The organism is Chitinophaga varians (assembly GCF_012641275.1).
Classification (GTDB): domain Bacteria; phylum Bacteroidota; class Bacteroidia; order Chitinophagales; family Chitinophagaceae; genus Chitinophaga; species Chitinophaga varians_A.
Map to the genome: position 1 here is coordinate 920,477 of NZ_JABAIA010000002.1, position 16,958 is coordinate 937,434.

Sequence of the window (16,958 nt, forward strand, 5' to 3'; positions counted from 1 at the left end):
TTTATTCGATTACCTCCCTCAAAATTAGCAAAAAAATCAAAAATATGTCAGATTTTAATGAGATAATCGAAATTTATTCGATTATCTCATTAAAATCTGACAACTTACCTCCTTCCCAAATATTCTGAAGGCAGCATGCCAAACTGTTTCTGAAAATTGCGGCTGAAATTATTCAACGACGCAAAGCCGGTCATTTCTGCGGCTTCATTGACTTTGTAATATCCGCTGTCCAGCAGTGTGGCGGCCTTTTTAAGGCGGGTGAGGTTGATCAGTTCATGCGGGGTAAGATCAGAGATGACTTTTATTTTGCGGTACAGGGTAGGGCGGCTCATGTTCATTTTGTCGGCAAGGACTTCCACATCGAGGTTTACATCGGTGAGGTGCTGGAGGATGATTTCGTGCAGCTTGTCGAGGAATGCTTCATCGGCGTGGGAGATGGCCATGCTGCGGATAGGAACGGCGGGTTCTGCGGCGAAATGGTCCCGCACCTTTTGCCGGTTGCTCAGCAGGCTGGCAATTTGTGCTTCCAGGTGAGCCGGGGAGAAAGGCTTTTCGATATAGGCGTCTGCGCCCAGTTCAAGGCCTTCGATCTTGGACTGCAGGGTATTGCGGGCGGTGAGCAGTATCACGGGGATATGGCTGTATTCCACGTCCGATTTGATCTGGCGGCAAAGCTCAAAGCCGTCCATTTCAGGCATCATCACATCACTGACGACCAGCTGAATGGCGCTGTCACGTAGCACCTGCAGGGCGGCAACACCGTCTTTTGCGGTAACGATGTGGTACTTGTCCTGCAGGTCGTCGGCGATGAAATCAAGGATTTCCTGATTATCGTCTACCAGCAGCAGCTGTGGCCGGGTTATGATATGCTTTTCCATTTGCTGAGATTAAATTCTATTTCCTGATGTATAGGTAAGGTCAGTACGAACAGATTATGACGGTTGGTGGTGTGTTGCAGCTCCAGCGTGCCCTGGTGCAGCTGCGTGAGCGACCGCGCGATGGACAGGCCCAGACCGGTGCCAGGCTGGTTGTCGGCCCCTTTGCCACGGAAGAACGGCTCAAATATCTTCTCCTTCATCTCCGCCGGAATAAGGATGCCGTCGTTTTGAATATGTATGGTAAAATGTGCCGCATCGGGGCACACAGGCAACAGCGTTATCAACACCTCTCCGCTGGCATATTTAATAGCATTGCTCACCAGGTTGCTGATGATTTTGTTGAACGCTTCTATATCGATATAAGCAAAAAATTCCTGCACGGGAAGGGATATACGAAACTGCAGCTCTTTCTGTTCGGCTGCGGAAAGGAACTGTAGGTGTATCTCCTGCAACAGCGCCGGAATGGTGGCTTTGACAAAATTCAGTTTATAACCGTTGATTTCCGTCCGCCGGAAATCGAGCAGTTGATTGGTAAGGTCCAACAGCCGGTTGGTATTGCGCTCCATGATCTGAAGGTTCTTCTGTACCTGCGGAACTTCTCCTGAGCGTTGTATCACTTTCTCCATAGGGCCTTTGATGAGCGTCAGCGGTGTACGTATTTCATGGGCGATGTGTGTGAAGAATTCAATCTTGGCCTGGTACAGTTCTTTTTCTTTTTCATGTTCAAGCAACTCCATACGGCGCTGTTGCTGCTGCCGGCTGCGCTGGCGGTAATGCCGGATGATAAACCAGGTAATACTGCACAGGCAGATGAGATAACATGCATAAGCGGGATAGCTGGCCCAGAATGGCGGCAGTATGCGAATGGTCAGTTGCCGCGGCGCGGTGGTCCACTGGCCGCTGTTGTTGGCGGCTTTCACCAGGAAGCGATAGGTGCCGGGTGCCAGTTTGGTGAAGACGGCCTTGCGATTGGTTTCCAGGTATGTCCAGTCTTTATCCAGTCCTTCCATTTTGTAGGCGTACGGCGTTGTTTCCGGCGCACTGAAACGCAGCGCCGCAAAATCGATGCTGAAAGACGACTGGTCATAGGCGAGGGTAATGGTATCGGTGTAATTGATGGCTTTCGGCAAGGCTGCATTACCAGGCGACAGTGGTTTGTTATACACCTGGAAACCGGTGAGGTACACGGGCGGCACATAGCTGTCAGCGGGCAGGCTGGCGGGATTGAAGCGTATCATGCCTTTTACGCTGCCGAAATACATGGTGCCGCAGCTGTCTTTGTAGGCTGAGTTGTAATTGAACTGGTCATTTAGCAGACCATTCGCTTTCGTATATACTTTGATGTTACCGGTGCGGGGATGGAGATGTGCCAGCCCTTTGGAAGTGGTGATCCATAAATCGTGCTGGTCATCTTCCAAAAGGTTATAGGTCATGTTGCTTAGTAGCCCGTTGCGGGTGGTATATCTCGTGAAACGATTGGTGGATTTGTCCAGCCGGCAGAGGCCTCCCTCGGTGGTGAACCAGAGCTGGCGACGGCTGTCTTCAAAGATATGGTCTACGCGGTTGTTAGGCAGACTGGTACTGTCGGTACTGCTGAAGATATACACGCCTTTTTTGCCGGTACGCGGATTGAAATGATGGAGGCCGTCGCGTGTGGTGCCCGCCCAGTAAGTGCCTTCGCTGTCCTGGTATACGCAGGTATAAAAGAGATAATCCGGTAGTTCTTTAATAAGGGCGAAGCCGTCACGATCACGGAGATAACGGTAAAGCCCCCTCGAAGTGCAGAACAGAATATCGCCGTTATGGTCCTGCGTAATGCTGTAGATAAAGTTGCTGCGCATGTCGTAGGGGCCGTTGCCGGCGGCGTAGTGACGGATAAATTTCCCGCTGCGTACGTCCATCAGATCGAGGCCATGCTCGAAAGTGCCTATCCACAGCGTGTCTCCGATAACGAGCAGGCCATGCAGATTGGTGTGTGACAGTCCGCCTCCGCCAGGCAGAGGCCTGAAACGCGTGATGTTGCCACTGCGTATGTCCATGCTGTTTAGTCCGCCGTCTTCGGTGCCTATCCAGAGGCGGCCGTAGCGGTCGGCGCATATTTCCCGCACAGCGTTGCCGCCGAGGGCGTTTTCACCGGTGCGCGGAAAAAATTTTTCAAAAGCGGTATAAGATTCTGTGAAATAATTAACACCACCGAAATAAGTGCCTGCCCATATTCCGTTTTCCCGGTCGCGGTACAACGTGTATACTGCGTTGTCGGAGATAGAATAGGGATCGTTGTATTTTTTTCGGAGGTTGATATAACTTTTATCAGACGGATGGTAGATGTAGATGCCGCTTTCCGTAGCTATCCAGTATTCATCGGGTCCGCGGCGCAGGAAATCACGTACATACGTGCCCGTGCCTTCTTCGGTGCGGGTGAGCAGGTCTTCGTACGTATGTAGCCGGGTGTTGAACAGTTTAAGCCCCTGCGTGGTAGTGCCAACGAGAATGGTGTCCGGACCGGTGCCTGTCATTTTGGTGGTCCACGTGGAGGTTGTTGGGGGAGAGTGGTCAAACAGGGAATAGGCCGTAAACCGGTCTGTTTGCCTGTTGTAGATGGCTATCCGCCCTTCGGGCGATGTCAGCCAGATGTTGCCATCCGTGGCCCTGCACAGGTTGCTGGCCTGCGGATAATGTGCCGGCGCCTTCAGTTCGCCGGTATGCGGATTGTAACGGTACAATTTCAGGTCGTCGCTGAACCAGATGTTGCCATCGAGGTCTTTGTCGATGGCGAGGATAATACCCGGCTGGGCTTTGATGAAGGTGAACTGTTCTGTGGCTGGATTGTAGGCGTACAGCCCTTTATCGGTGCCGATATACAACAGGCCATCATTATCTTCCCATATCACCGATATATAGTTGCCGCCGATACTGCCTGGCTGCTGCGGGTCGTGACGGAAAACGCGGAACGTATAGCCGTCAAAGCGGTTGAGGCCGTCCTTGGTGCCAAACCACATGAACCCTTGCCTGTCCTGCAAAGAACAGATCACCGCATTATTTGACAGCCCGTTCTCTACCTGGTAATGTATAAAGTTGACAGACTGGCCGAAGGCCGGAAAGCCGGCGAAGAGCAACAGGAAAATGACAATACCACGCAACTGCAAAAGAATAAAAGGTTTTTATAAAGATAATAATATCCATTCCGATTGAGGAATCAAGGTCTGCCACCAAAAAATGAGACGATTTGTAAAAAGATTGAGACGAAAAAGCGTACTATCAAATCCGGTATTCTTTTTCTTTGGAAAATAGTTTAAGCGTTTTTTATACGCTTAAATCAATCAAAATCTATGTTATGAAAGGCGTTTACCTGTTGCCCTTATATCTTTTACTGTCGATGACCGGGCTTTGCCAGCAGCTAAAGCCGGACACAGCCGCAACATTCACTAATCCGTTGCTGCAAAGCGGTCCCGATCCCTGGGTCATACAGGAAGGGGGCATATACTATTACATGGCTACTACCGGCCATAACATCACACTTCGCAAAACAAAAGCCATGTCGGCCTTAGCTGCTGCACCTGCCATAGTGGTATGGACGCCACCGGCCAAAGGTCCGAATGCGCGCGACATCTGGGCGCCGGAGCTACACCGCCTCGATGGTAAATGGTATCTTTATTACACTGCCGGCTCATCAGACAGCATACATCCGCAACATACTTTCGTACTGGAAAATACAGCAGCAGATCCTACTACCGGTACCTGGACCGACAAAGGACAAATCCGCGATACGGCCGCCAACGATTTCGCCATCGACGGTACCGTTTTTTCGTATAAGGGACAACGTTATTTTATCTGGAGCGGGCATAATGGTAAAGACAATGTGCAAAGGCTTTATATCGCACGCATGAAAAACCCGTGGACGCTGGCCTCCGGCCGCGTGGAGATAGCCGCGCCCCGGTATCCATGGGAGAAAAATGGTATCAACGAAGGCCCGGAAATACTGGTCAACAAACAACAAGACGTATTTCTCGTATTCTCTGTCTGCGGCTGCTGGACGGATGACTACGCCCTCGGACTGATGCGTCTCAAAAAGAATGCAGACCCGATGGTAGCGGCCAACTGGACCAAAATGCCTGAACCCATTCTCAAAGGCAAACCGGAAAACGGGGCTTTCTCCCCGGGACATAACGGCTTTTTTAAATCTGTCAACGGTAAAGAAGACTGGATCATCTACCACGCCAATTCCCGCGCTAAACAAGGCTGCGGCGGCCAACGTAATCCCCGCATGCAGCGCCTCACATGGGACGCCGGCGGCCTCCCGGTGATCGGTGAACCGGTGAAGATCGGCGAACCGCAACGCAAGCCCGCGGGAGAATAATCATCATTTGACAATTGACAACGTATGATAAAAAACAACCTTTTAGTACTGGCTTTATCCCTCGGATTAACATCCACGGCTTATGCGCAACAACAAGAGTGGAAAATAGCAGGCGGAAAAATCACTTCTCCCTGGAGTGAAAAAGTAAATCCAACAGCGGTACTGCCTGAATATCCGCGCCCACAGCTGGTGCGCGGTAACTGGAAAAACCTCAACGGATTATGGCAGTATGCTGTACGGGAGAAAAACGCCGCCACGCCCGCTTCCTGGGATGGAAAGATACTGGTGCCGTTCGCCATTGAATCAGGACTGTCCGGTGTAGGCCGCACGGTGGGCAAAGACAGCCTGTTGTGGTACCGTACCAGCATCACGCTGCCTGCTACCATGAAAGGCAAAAAGGTACTGCTGCATTTTGGTGCGGTAGACTGGCGTACGACCGTATACGTTAACGGTAAAGAAGCCGGTAGCCATGAAGGCGGTTTTGATCCCTTCTCCTTTGATATCACCCCTTTCCTGAAAAAGGGCGCGCAGGAAATTACGATCAGCGTATGGGACCCTACCGATGATGGCCCGCAGCCCAGAGGCAAACAGGTGAAACAACCTAACGGTATCTGGTATACGCCGGTCACCGGGATCTGGCAAACCGTATGGGTGGAAGGCGTGGCCGACACCTACGTCGCCGGCACTACACAAACACCCGACATCGATCGCGCGGAACTGACCGTGACGGCAGATATCCCCGGCCGCCAGCCTGGCGACGTGGTGAAAGTGACAGCGTTGGACGGCGGTACGGAAGTCGCTTCCGGCAACCTGGAAGCACAACCGCTGCAACTGAAGATCGCGTCCCCTAAGTTATGGTCACCGGAATCACCGTTCCTGTATGATCTCCGCTTTACCATCACCCGTAAAGGCAAGGTGATAGACGAGGTAAAGAGTTACTTCGCCATGCGTAAATCTTCCATCGGAAAAGACAACAACGGCGTTCAGCGCATGCTGCTCAACAACCGCTTCGTGTTCCAGTTCGGTCCGCTGGACCAGGGCTGGTGGCCTGACGGATTGTACACCGCGCCCACTGACGAAGCGCTGCAATACGATATCGCGCAAACCAAAGCGATGGGCTTCAACATGATCCGCAAACATATCAAAGTAGAACCAGCCAGATGGTACTATTACTGCGATAAACTCGGTATGCTGGTATGGCAGGACATGCCCAGCGGCGACCTCGGCAACGGCTGGGAAATGCGCCCGGGCATCATCGACAGGGCCACTGATAAAAAACGTTCTCCCGAATCCGAAGCATACTATCGCAAAGAGTGGAACGCGATCATCAATACCCTTTATAATTTCCCTTCCATCATCGTATGGACGCCGTTCAACGAAGCATGGGGACAGTTTAAGACCATGGACATCGCGGCATGGACGATGAAGAAAGACCCGTCCCGCCTGGTGAATACCGCCAGCGGTGGCAACTTCTACCCGATAGGGCCCATCATCGACCTGCACAATTATCCTGAGCCGGCCATGCCTGATCCTGCGGTATATGGCGACAAACGCGCTATCGTGCTGGGTGAGTACGGCGGACTGGGACTGCCGGTAGATGGACATGTATGGCAGCAGAAAGATAACTGGGGATACCAGAGCTTTAAAAACGCCGATGATATGTTTAAACGTTACTCCGCTTTCACTGACCGGCTGGAGGAGCTGATCAAACTGGGACTGTCCGCAGCGGTGTATACCCAAACCACCGACGTGGAAGTGGAAATTAACGGTCTGATGACCTACGACCGCAGAGTCCAGAAAGTACCCGCAGAGAAACTGAAAGCGGTAAGCCAAAAACTTTATAATCCAGCCCTGGTAACACTCAAACCCTGATATATGCGCTTCCGTTCCACGTTGTTCGCACTCACATCCATTATAGTTGGCTTTACACCGGCGAATGCTCATCATTCGCCGGTTACTCCTGTTTTTAAAGTACCGGCATACCGGGAGTTACCGTTAGGTACTGTGAAACCCCGCGGCTGGCTGCTGCATCAGTTGCAGATCATGCGCGATGGCAGCAGCGGCCATCTTGATGAAGTCCATAATAAAATAAAAAACGATAACGGCTGGCTGGGCGGGAAAGGTGATGGTTGGGAAGAGACGCCCTACTGGCTGGACGGCGCGGTACCATTGGCCTATCTGCTGGATGATGCCGCGCTCAAACAAAAAGTGCTACGCTATATTAACTGGACGCTGGATCACCAGCGTCCATCTGGTTATTTTGGCCCCATCACTCAGGCCGAGCGCGAAAAAAATATAGCCATCACCGTTAATAACCCCCAGGCCGGGGAAGACTGGTGGCCCAAAATGGTGATGCTGAAAGTACTGCAACAGTACTATTCCGCCACCGGCGACAGCCGCGTGCTCCCCTTCATGAAAAAATATTTTCAGTACCAGTTGCAGGTATTGAAGAAATGCCCCATCGGGCAGTGGACAGAATGGGCCACTTCCCGTGGCGCTGACAATGCGCTGGTGGTGCAATGGCTGTATCAGCAAACGAAAGACCCGTCGCTGCTGGAGCTGGCGGCACTAATACAGCGGCAGAGTTATCCCTGGACTACCTGGCTGGGCAACCGCAACTGGGTGATAGACGCAGCCACTCAGCAGGACGACCATCAATGGATGCACCGCCATGGCGTTAATGTGGCCATGGGCCTGAAAGACCCGGCAGTCAACTATCAGCGTACCGGCGACCGGCGATATCTCGATTCACTCCAGACCGGCTTCCATGACCTCATGACCCTGCATGGCCTACCCATGGGCATCTTCTCTGCCGATGAAGACCTTCACGGCAACGCCCCTACGCAGGGCACCGAACTATGCGCCATCGTGGAGTCCATGTTTTCCCTGGAAGAAACGATAGGGATCACGGGTGATATCCGCTATATGGACGCCCTCGAACGTATGACGTTCAACGCACTGCCTACACAGACAACTGACGACTACAACAACAAACAATATTTCCAGATTGCCAACCAGGTACAGGTGAAAAAAGGCGTGTTTAACTTCTCCCTGCCTTTCGAAAGAGGGATGAATAACGTGTATGGCCTGCGCAGCGGGTATACCTGTTGCACGTCCAACATGCACCAGGGCTGGACGAAGTTTGCCTCGCACCTCTGGTATGGCACGCCTGATCATGGCCTGGCGGCACTGACTTACAGCCCCAATGAAGTCACCGCCAAAGTGGGCAAACAACAGCAGGCCGTCACTATCACGGAAGAGACGGCCTATCCTTTCGATGGGCAGGTCAGTTTCATTTTCCAGACTGCCGGTACAGTAGAATTCCCGCTGCAGCTGCGTATCCCGTCATGGTGCCATGAGGCGGTGATCACGCTCAACGGGCAGCCGTTGCGCCGTGAGAAAGGGGGCCAGGTCGTTACACTGCAAAGAGCGTGGAAAGATAAAGACCAGCTGGTGCTGCAAATGCCGATGGAAGTAACAGTGTCCGCCTGGGGACGTAACTCCCGCGCCGTGGAAAGAGGTCCGCTCGTATATGCGTTGAAGTTAAATGAGCGATGGGAAAAAGGGCAGGATGAACATGAAGGCGAATATTTCAGCATATTCCCGGAAGGCCCGTGGAATTACGGCCTGCTGGAGAAAGCCGTGAAAGCGCCTGTGCAAAGTTTTACCGTTCACCAGGGCAAGCCTGTGACCAATGATTTCGTCTGGAACCTGGAACATGCCCCCGTCAGTATTACCACCTCCGCTAAGAGAATACCAGCCTGGCAATTAGTGGACGATGTGGCGCCGCAGCCTGTCACCACCCGCGAGGGCACTTATAAAGGGCAAACCGCAGCTGAAGAAGAAACGATCACCCTGGTCCCTTACGGATGTACCAAAGTGAGAGTCGTAGCATTTCCCGTAGTCAGATAGGATATAGACACCAGTATTTTTTCCATGTGATGACAAAACCGAAACTTAACTAACAGCCACCCGTCGGGAAGGCCCGGGGTGGGAAACCAAAATCACCCAAAACATACTCGTTATGAAAACAGCGTTACCATTTCCGGGCTTCGCCCGGAACCTGCCCCTTATTGTCTTTTGGTTACTGTTGTTGACAGGCATTCCGGCAATTGCAGCGGACATTCCTGTTGCCGGAAAAGTCACGGACGATAAAGGCAGTCCGCTGCCCGGCGTCAGTGTGAGTGTGAAAGGCACCGCCAAAGGCGCCTCCACCAATGACCTCGGCGCCTTTTCCCTCAGTGTGCCCAACGAACAAGCCATTCTCGTTTTTAGTTATGTAGGTTATCAACGAAAAGAATTACCCGTTACCCCCGGTAAACCAATGCTGGTACAGCTGGAACCAGACAACAAGGGGCTGGGTGAAGTGATCGTGGTGGGATACGGCACGCAGCGCAAAGAGTCGGTGACCGGCGCGGTATCCGCCATCACCGCCAAAGACATAGAGCGGGTACATGGCTCTACTGTCAGCGCTACGCTGGCAGGTAAAATACCCGGCGTGAGCTTCCGTATGCCCGACGGCAGGCCCGGTGCTTCTGCCAATATCCAGATCCGTAACATGGGCAACCCCCTGTATGTGATCGACGGAATACAAAAAGACGCAGGACAGTTTAATAACATCTCTCCCAACGACATTGAAAGCATTACCGTGCTAAAAGACGCGTCAGCGGCCATTTACGGTGTACGTGCCGCTAACGGGGTAGTGGTGGTGACCACCAAGCGCGGTCGCATGGGCAGCGGTAACCTGATTAACGTAGACGGTTATACGGGATGGCAGAACTGGTCACGTTTTCCCAAAACAGTTGGTGCCTACGAATGGATGCTGGGCAAAGCCGAGGCAGAAATGAACCGCGAAAATCCCGGCACACAAATCACGCCGGCCGAGCTGGAAAAATGGAAAGCCGGCACGGAGAAAGGCTATCAAAGCTTCGATTGGTACGACTTCATCATCAAAAAAAACGCACCACAACGCTCTATTAACGTGAACGCTACCGGTGGCTCTGAGAACATCAATTACTACCTGTCGGTTACCCGGCTTGACCAGAAGTCCGTGCTGGGCCGTGAGTTCGATTTTAATCGCACCAATATCCAGAGCAACGTGGACGCCCGGATTACCAAACGCCTCAAAGTGGGCGTGCAGATCAATGGCCGTATTGAAGAACGCGACAATCCCGGCGTACCAGGTGGAGACGACTACTGGGCGCCGCGTTTCGCTTTGTTCCGCAATCGTCCCACAGAGCGGCCTTACGCCAATGACAACCCCGCCTATCCCAACGATATTGGCCATAACACAGAAAACTGGGCAGTGCAGACCAAAGCCATTTCCGGCTACTGGACGGAGACCTGGCGCGTACTGCAGACCAACCTGAACGCAGAGTACAATACACCCTTAAAAGGGCTTACGCTCAAAGGCATGTACTCCTACTATTTTGCCGACCGGCAGATGGATGGCCACGAGTACACCTACGACACCTATACTTTTTATCCGCAGGACAGCACTTACCGCCGCACCGGCGGCAGCTCCAATCCCTGGCGCGAAAGAGGCACCCGTAAAATACTGGAACAGGTAACACAAGGACAGGCCAACTACGCGAATACTTTCGGTAAACATAGCATCGGCGCCACTTTTGTGGCAGAACGTATCGTTCGCCGGGAACTGGACGTGTGGCTGCATGCCGTTCCTAAAAACAACGTGTTGCCACTGATCCAGTTTGCCGATATGGACACCTATAACGATAACGATGATACGCAGGCGAGGATCGGTTATATCGGCCGCCTCAACTACAGCTATGCGGATAAATATTTCCTGGAAGTAGCCGGAAGAAGTGATGCTTCCTGGAAATTCGCGCCGGACAGACGCTGGGGTTTCTTTCCTTCCGTATCAGCCGGGTGGCGTATTACTGAGGAAGGGTTTTTCCGCAATCTCCTCGGGCGCAACAGTATCCTCACAGACCTGAAGGTGCGCGCTTCCTACGGTGAGCTGGGCGATGATGATATCGGTATCGGCGCTTATGATTATATGTCAGGTTATAATTACAATACTTCCAAAGTGATCCTCGACGGCCAGGTGGTGGTAGGCTCCGCAGACAAAGGCGTTCCGAATAACCGACTTTCCTGGTTCGTGTCCCGCATCACAGATATCGGTATCGACTACTCGCTGTGGAACGGTAAAGTGACCGGCGCGGTGGATTACTTCTACCGTAAGCGTACCGGATTGCGGGGGCCTAAATATGATATCCTGGTGCCCAGCGAAATAGGCTATGCGTTGCCCGATGAAAATGTGAACAGCGACGCGCAGGTCGGTGGAGAGATATCCGCCGCGTACAACGGAAAAATAGGACAGGTACAGTTTATGGTGGGCGGTAATTTTTCGTACTCCCGTGGCCGTTTTCTGCAGTCGTATAAGCCGCTGTGGGGCAACTCCCTGGACCACTACCGCAATTCACAGGAAAACCGCTGGAGCGGTATTTACTGGGGATATGAAGTGGTAGGCCAGTTTAAATCACAGGAGGAAATCAACCATTATCCTGTCAACATTGATGGAAAAGGGAATAAGACCATGTTGCCCGGTGATTTGATTTACAAGGATGCCAATGGCGACGGGATCATCAACGATCTGGACATGCGCCCCATTGGCTATCAGACCACCGGCAACCCTACCATTGGTATTGGCTTTAATATCGGTGTACGCTGGAAAGGCATCGATTTTTCTGCCGATTTCTCCGGTGGCTCCCTGTATTCTTTCTCTCAAAACTGGGAGATGCGCTGGCCTTATCAGAACAACGGCAACCTGCTGAAACAATTCTATGAAGACCGCTGGCACAGGCAGGACCCGTTTGATGTGAACAGCCAGTGGATACCCGGTAAGTATCCGGCGTTGCGTTTCAATGATGGCGGTCACAGTAACTACAATAAACCATCTACCTTCTGGCTGACCAACGTACATTATATCCGCCTGCGGACCATGGAAATGGGATATACGCTGCCACAGCCCTGGCTGGACAGGATCAAGCTGAAGAAAGTCCGTCTGTACGTGAATACCTACAATCTGTTTTCCATTGATAATGTGAAGCAGCTGGGCATTGAACCGGAAATAGCCGACGAGAACGGACTACAGTATCCGCAGAACAAGTTTATCAACGTTGGTTTCAATCTCACTTTCTAAAAGCTATTTTATGAGAACGTATGGTTTTTATATACTGTTGATATTGACCCTTTTCGGGTGTGTGAAAAGCAATGATAATTTTCTGGACCGTGCGCCCAGCAATATTCTGCTGGATGAGCAGGTGTGGAAAGACGAAGTGCTGGTATTATCCGTGATAGCGAACCTGTACGACCGTTATCCCGATTATCAGACCATCGAAAACTGGTCGGAATTTGCTGCTTTTGATGAAGCCTTTGCTTCCGAGTCAGGGCAGTACGGGCGGCATAAGAACCAGCAATATAGTTATGGCTCCTGGGGCTACTGGGATTATGGTTACATCCGTGAGCTGAACCTGTTCATCGAAAAGTGCGGCAAAGCGAACCTGCTGAAGCCTGAGGTCAGGGACCGTTTCCTGGCGGAGGCGCGTTTCCTGCGGGCCAATGTGTATTTCGAACTGGTAAAACGTATGGGTGGCGTGCCATTGGTACTGGAGCCGCTGACCTATGACTATAAAGGAGATCCCGGTGCCTTGCAAAGGCCCCGTCAGAAAGAATCAGAGATCTATGATTTTGTGATCAGGGAGATGGATGCCATTATGCCGGCATTGCCTGATGATGCCAATATTAAGAGCCGCGCCACTAAAGGGCTGGTGCTTGCCACCAAAGCGCGCGCTGCCCTGTATGCCGCGTCCATCGCAAAATACGGGGCTACTACGCCGCAGGTGTCACTGCCCGGTGGTGAGGTGGGCATTCCTGCTTCTATGGCAGACGGCTATTATAAAACGGCGCTGGCAGCAGCGCAGCAGTTGATCAACAGCGGCAAATATGCGCTGTACAACAAAAAGCCGGACAATCGGTCCGAGAATTTCGCTGCGCTGTTTTATGACAAAGGCGGCAATCCTGAAGTTATTTTCGTGAAGGATTTTAAACTGCAAAGCGGCAAAGTTCAGGAATGGACGCTGGCCAACCAACCCCGTTCCCTCGCGGAAGAGCAGCAGGGCGGCCGGCTGAATCCATCGCTCAACCTGGTGCAGTCTTTCGAAAAACTGGACAATACCTTTGCGCCCTATGCCACCAATACGCCCGGCGGTGATTACATCTACTATGATAAACCGGAAGATATGTTTGCCGGCCGGGATGCCCGTTTAGCCGGCACCGTTATACTTCCCGGAACAGAATTCAAAAGCAAAAAAGTAGATATCTGGGCGGGCTATATCCTGAAAGACGGCAGCATTGTAACGGCCAACAACTTTGGCGGACAAGCCGTTGTAGGCGGCAATCGTATACAGGTAGTGGGTTTTGACGGGCCGATCGATAACCTGGAATTCAGCGCGCAGACAGGTTTTTATGTGCGTAAATACCAGGACCCGGCCGTTGGCTCCGGTCGTATCGGCACCAAAAGCGAAGTATGGTGGGTGCGTTACCGTTATGCGGAAGTGCTGCTCAACGCTGCGGAAGCGGCCTTTGAACTGGGCGATAAAAACACGGCGGCAGGTTATCTCAACCAGGTGCGGGCGCGTGCAGGGCTGACTATCCCGCTTGCACCCGGCGATATTACCTTCGACCGGATTGTGCATGAAAGAAAAGTAGAGCTGGCCTTTGAAGGCCATCAACTCTGGGACATGAAACGTTGGCGCCTTGCGCACATAGTGTGGGACGGCCTTTCCACTGATTTGACCATCCACCCGGAAAGTGCCCGTTCCACCAGTACCCGCGTATTTGGCCTCTTGCCTTACCGCATCTACAATCCTGGTACACCGCAGGACGGCAAATGGGTGTTCAAAAAAGTAATTCCCAGCAATGTTACGAGTGCGCACCAGTTCAGGTTGGGCAACTATTACTCTTTTATTGGAGATGATATCCGGAACAACAACCCGTTGGTGATCAAAAATCCTAACCAGTAAAATCCATTCACATGAGAAACAATCTATTTATCATCATCATAGTATTACTGGCAGCCTCCTGTAAAAAAGACAACTACCCGGCGCCCGGCACCACTTTTAAAGGCCGTATCACCTACCAGGGAGAAGCGGTGAATGTCAGCCATGGCGAAGTGTTTTTTGAACTGTGGGAATCCGGCTGGGGAAAACGTACGCCCATCAACGTGGCAGTGGCACAGGACGGCTCTTTTTCCTCGCTGCTGTTTGACGGTAATTACCAGCTGGTACTGCCCAAAGGACAGGGGCCTTACCTTACGCTGCCGGATGCGGCCAGCCATACGGATACCACCCTGTTGCAGCTGAAAGGGGACCGTACCATGGACATAGAGGTATTGCCGTATTATATGGTCAGGAACGCTAAAGTCAGTGCCACCGGCCGTCAGGTAACGGCTAATTGTAAACTGGAGAAGATCATCACGGATACCCGCGCCAAAAACGTAGAGCGTGTTACGCTATATGTTAACAGGACACAGTTTGTGGACGGTATCAATAATATCGTCACACAAAGCATGAATGGCGGCGATATCCAGGACCCTGGCAATGTTACGTTGCTGGTGAATGTGCCTGCTGTCAATCCGGTGCAATCATCGGTGTTTGTCCGGGTGGGCGTCAAAATAGAAGGGGTGGAGGATATGATCTTCTCGCCGGTCATCGAACAAAAGTTATAAAGGAACAGCGAACGAGGACGATCAACAAAAGAAGACCGGAAGAATTTTTCCGGTCTTCTTTTTATATGAAATGTCGTCAGGGGTTATTTGCCGGATACTGTTTTTGCGGCTTCGATAATGACGTTGGCCACTTTTTGCGGTTGTGAGATATATACAGCGTGGCTGCCTTTTATCTCAGTTATTTTAGTGTTGGAGCGTTTGTACATATTCCGTTCGATATCAGGGTTGATGCTTTTATCTTCTGTAGCCACGATACCAAAAGCAGGTTTATGTCTCCAGGCGGCGTCGGTGACTGGCGCAATAAAACATTTGGCGTAGAATGCGCCCTGCGAAGCGTACATGAAGGCAGCATCTTCCTTGCTTACATCCGCGCAGAAACCCGCGTGGAATTTCGCTTTGTCGTAGTAAACAATACCGTTGGCGTCTGCGGGCAATATGCCGTTTTCAGGAGCTGGAGGCGCAGTCTGGACCCATTTGAGAGCTGTTTCATTGTTGTCGGGCTGGAAGGCGGCGATGTATACCAGTCCGGCTACCTTAGGATGATTGCCTGCTTCCGTGATAACGACACCTCCCCATGAGTGGCCGGCAAGAATGGTCGGTCCGTCTTGCGCATCCAGTGCCAGTTTGGTGGCCCTGACATCGTCTTCGAGGGAGGTCAGCGGGTTTTGCACCACGGTGACATGGTAACCCTGCCTGGTAAGTGCTTCATAGACGCCTTTGTAGCCGGAACCGTCAGCGAAGGCGCCGTGTACCAATACGATGTTTTTAATAGTCTGCGCATTGGTGGCAGTGAAAGTGAAAAGAACGAGCGTGAGGGCCAGGATGGTGCTTTTCAGGGAGTTGAAGAGTGTTTGCTTTTTCATATCTATAGTGTTGAAGTGTTTGTTCGAATCAACGATACAAAGATGCGACGAAAAGCAGGCCTGTCTGATGAGCATAATACCCGGTTTGTTGTGATTATTTCCCTTTTTCGAATCCCCCTTTGTTTCTGAAGTCGGAAGGTGATGTGCCGGTGTTCTTTTTGAAGAAATTGGAGAAATACGCTATGTCTTCAAATCCCAATTCAAAGGTGATGTGTTTAATGGATTTGTCTGTGTATACCAGTAACCTTCGGGCTTCTACCACAATTCTGTCCTGAATGATCTGTGATGGGGTTTTCTGATTATATAACGCAAATAGGTTCGATAGTGTTTTGGGCGACTTGCACAATAGTCCGGCATAAAAACTGACGGAGTGTTCTGTTTTGAAGTTGGCTTCGACCAGCAGATTGAATTTCCGGATAATATGGAACCGCTCGTCCGGGAGTTTTTTGGAAGGCAAATATCCGGATTTAGCCAGGCTGGTCACGTAGATAATGAGACGCTTTAATAACATCAGCAACATTTCATGCTGGATATGGTCTGATGTCTTGAACTCTTCTATAAATACATCAGAGAGTAACTGCAGCTTTTGCTGTGCGTGCCCGCTCAGCTTTACAATAAGGTGGTCTGTACTGCTGAACAGAAAGCCTACACAGCTAACTTCGCTATCATGGTCGATGATGCAGTAGAATTCCCGGTTGAACTGCCACGCTACAATAGTTTCAGCCTGCTCAAAGCTGAATGACTGGTTGAATAATAATGTTAATAAGCTATTGGAAGGGAATTCATATTCCATTCCATCGATGGTGACAGTCTGGCTTTTGCCGGGATTCCAGGCGATAGTGAAATACTTATTGAACCGGTCTTTGGTGAATACCTGTCTGTCCAGGCCAGGCTCATCTTTAAACAGCAGTAATTCACCGCCGGTATTGTCCTCTTTTAGTTTGAGTTTCATTTAGGATATTTGGAGATAAAATTACATCTATCTATAATATAGGTATGATTTTTATTGTCTGTCGAATATTAATCTAGATTAAGGCTGATTCTTAAGATAGGTTATTGGGTGTTGGGTATTTGATGAACGATTTTTGTGGTGCAATAATGATTTATTT

10 protein-coding genes are annotated in these 16,958 nt (G+C 51.2%); 6 read left to right on the forward strand and 4 right to left on the reverse strand.

Going from position 1 to position 16,958, the window contains the following annotated elements:
* Positions 1-104: 104 nt before the first annotated feature.
* The gene (locus HGH92_RS18435; protein ID WP_168872226.1) at positions 105-878 is read right to left on the reverse strand and encodes a response regulator; all 774 of its coding nucleotides are present in this window, start codon (positions 876-878) and stop codon (positions 105-107) included.
* Positions 860-4,018 carry a two-component regulator propeller domain-containing protein gene (locus tag HGH92_RS18440; protein ID WP_168872227.1) on the reverse strand — a complete coding sequence of 1,053 codons (3,159 nt, stop codon included), beginning with the start codon at positions 4,016-4,018 and terminating at the stop codon, positions 860-862. Before HGH92_RS18440 ends, HGH92_RS18435 begins: the two co-directional genes overlap by 19 nt.
* A gap of 194 nt (positions 4,019-4,212) precedes the next feature.
* Between HGH92_RS18440 and HGH92_RS18445 the strand changes: the two genes are divergently transcribed.
* The 6 genes from HGH92_RS18445 to HGH92_RS18470 all read left to right on the forward strand — a co-directional run bounded on the left by HGH92_RS18445 (position 4,213) and on the right by HGH92_RS18470 (position 14,986).
* Positions 4,213-5,235, forward strand: coding sequence for a family 43 glycosylhydrolase (locus HGH92_RS18445; protein ID WP_168872228.1), 1,023 nt, complete (start codon positions 4,213-4,215; stop codon positions 5,233-5,235).
* 24 nt (positions 5,236-5,259) lie between these two features.
* Positions 5,260-7,107 (forward strand): glycoside hydrolase family 2 protein, encoded by a 1,848-nt coding sequence (locus HGH92_RS18450; RefSeq protein ID WP_168872229.1) that lies wholly within the window; start codon positions 5,260-5,262, stop codon positions 7,105-7,107.
* A 3-nt stretch (positions 7,108-7,110) separates the two neighbouring features.
* Positions 7,111-9,147: a beta-L-arabinofuranosidase domain-containing protein gene (locus HGH92_RS18455; protein WP_168872230.1), complete on the forward strand. Its 2,037-nt coding sequence runs from the start codon at positions 7,111-7,113 to the stop codon at positions 9,145-9,147.
* A gap of 112 nt (positions 9,148-9,259) precedes the next feature.
* On the forward strand, positions 9,260-12,400 hold the full coding sequence (locus HGH92_RS18460) for a SusC/RagA family TonB-linked outer membrane protein (RefSeq protein WP_168872231.1): 3,141 nt from the start codon (positions 9,260-9,262) through the stop codon (positions 12,398-12,400).
* Between the two features lie 10 nt (positions 12,401-12,410).
* Positions 12,411-14,282, forward strand: a complete 1,872-nt coding sequence (locus HGH92_RS18465; RefSeq protein WP_168872232.1) for a RagB/SusD family nutrient uptake outer membrane protein — start codon at positions 12,411-12,413, stop codon at positions 14,280-14,282.
* Between the two features lie 11 nt (positions 14,283-14,293).
* The gene (locus HGH92_RS18470; protein ID WP_168872233.1) at positions 14,294-14,986 is read left to right on the forward strand and encodes a DUF3823 domain-containing protein; all 693 of its coding nucleotides are present in this window, start codon (positions 14,294-14,296) and stop codon (positions 14,984-14,986) included.
* Between the two features lie 83 nt (positions 14,987-15,069).
* On the opposite strand, the gene HGH92_RS18475 is transcribed toward HGH92_RS18470, so the two are convergent.
* Together HGH92_RS18475 and HGH92_RS18480 are read right to left on the reverse strand one after the other, a co-directional pair.
* Entirely contained in the window at positions 15,070-15,849 is a 780-nt protein-coding gene (locus HGH92_RS18475) for an alpha/beta hydrolase (protein WP_168872234.1), read from the reverse strand.
* 94 nt (positions 15,850-15,943) lie between these two features.
* On the reverse strand, positions 15,944-16,801 hold the full coding sequence (locus HGH92_RS18480; protein WP_168872235.1) for a helix-turn-helix domain-containing protein: 858 nt from the start codon (positions 16,799-16,801) through the stop codon (positions 15,944-15,946).
* Positions 16,802-16,958: the final 157 nt, after the last annotated feature.

Coding starts and splice junctions, on each gene's coding strand:
- HGH92_RS18435 (WP_168872226.1), bottom strand. CDS start 878: ATGGAAAAGCATATCATAACCCGGCCACAGCTGCTGCTGGTAGACGAT.
- HGH92_RS18445 (WP_168872228.1), top strand. CDS start 4,213: ATGAAAGGCGTTTACCTGTTGCCCTTATATCTTTTACTGTCGATGACC.
- HGH92_RS18450 (WP_168872229.1), top strand. CDS start 5,260: ATGATAAAAAACAACCTTTTAGTACTGGCTTTATCCCTCGGATTAACA.
- HGH92_RS18455 (WP_168872230.1), top strand. CDS start 7,111: ATGCGCTTCCGTTCCACGTTGTTCGCACTCACATCCATTATAGTTGGC.
- HGH92_RS18460 (WP_168872231.1), top strand. CDS start 9,260: ATGAAAACAGCGTTACCATTTCCGGGCTTCGCCCGGAACCTGCCCCTT.
- HGH92_RS18465 (WP_168872232.1), top strand. CDS start 12,411: ATGAGAACGTATGGTTTTTATATACTGTTGATATTGACCCTTTTCGGG.
- HGH92_RS18470 (WP_168872233.1), top strand. CDS start 14,294: ATGAGAAACAATCTATTTATCATCATCATAGTATTACTGGCAGCCTCC.
- HGH92_RS18475 (WP_168872234.1), bottom strand. CDS start 15,849: ATGAAAAAGCAAACACTCTTCAACTCCCTGAAAAGCACCATCCTGGCC.
- HGH92_RS18480 (WP_168872235.1), bottom strand. CDS start 16,801: ATGAAACTCAAACTAAAAGAGGACAATACCGGCGGTGAATTACTGCTG.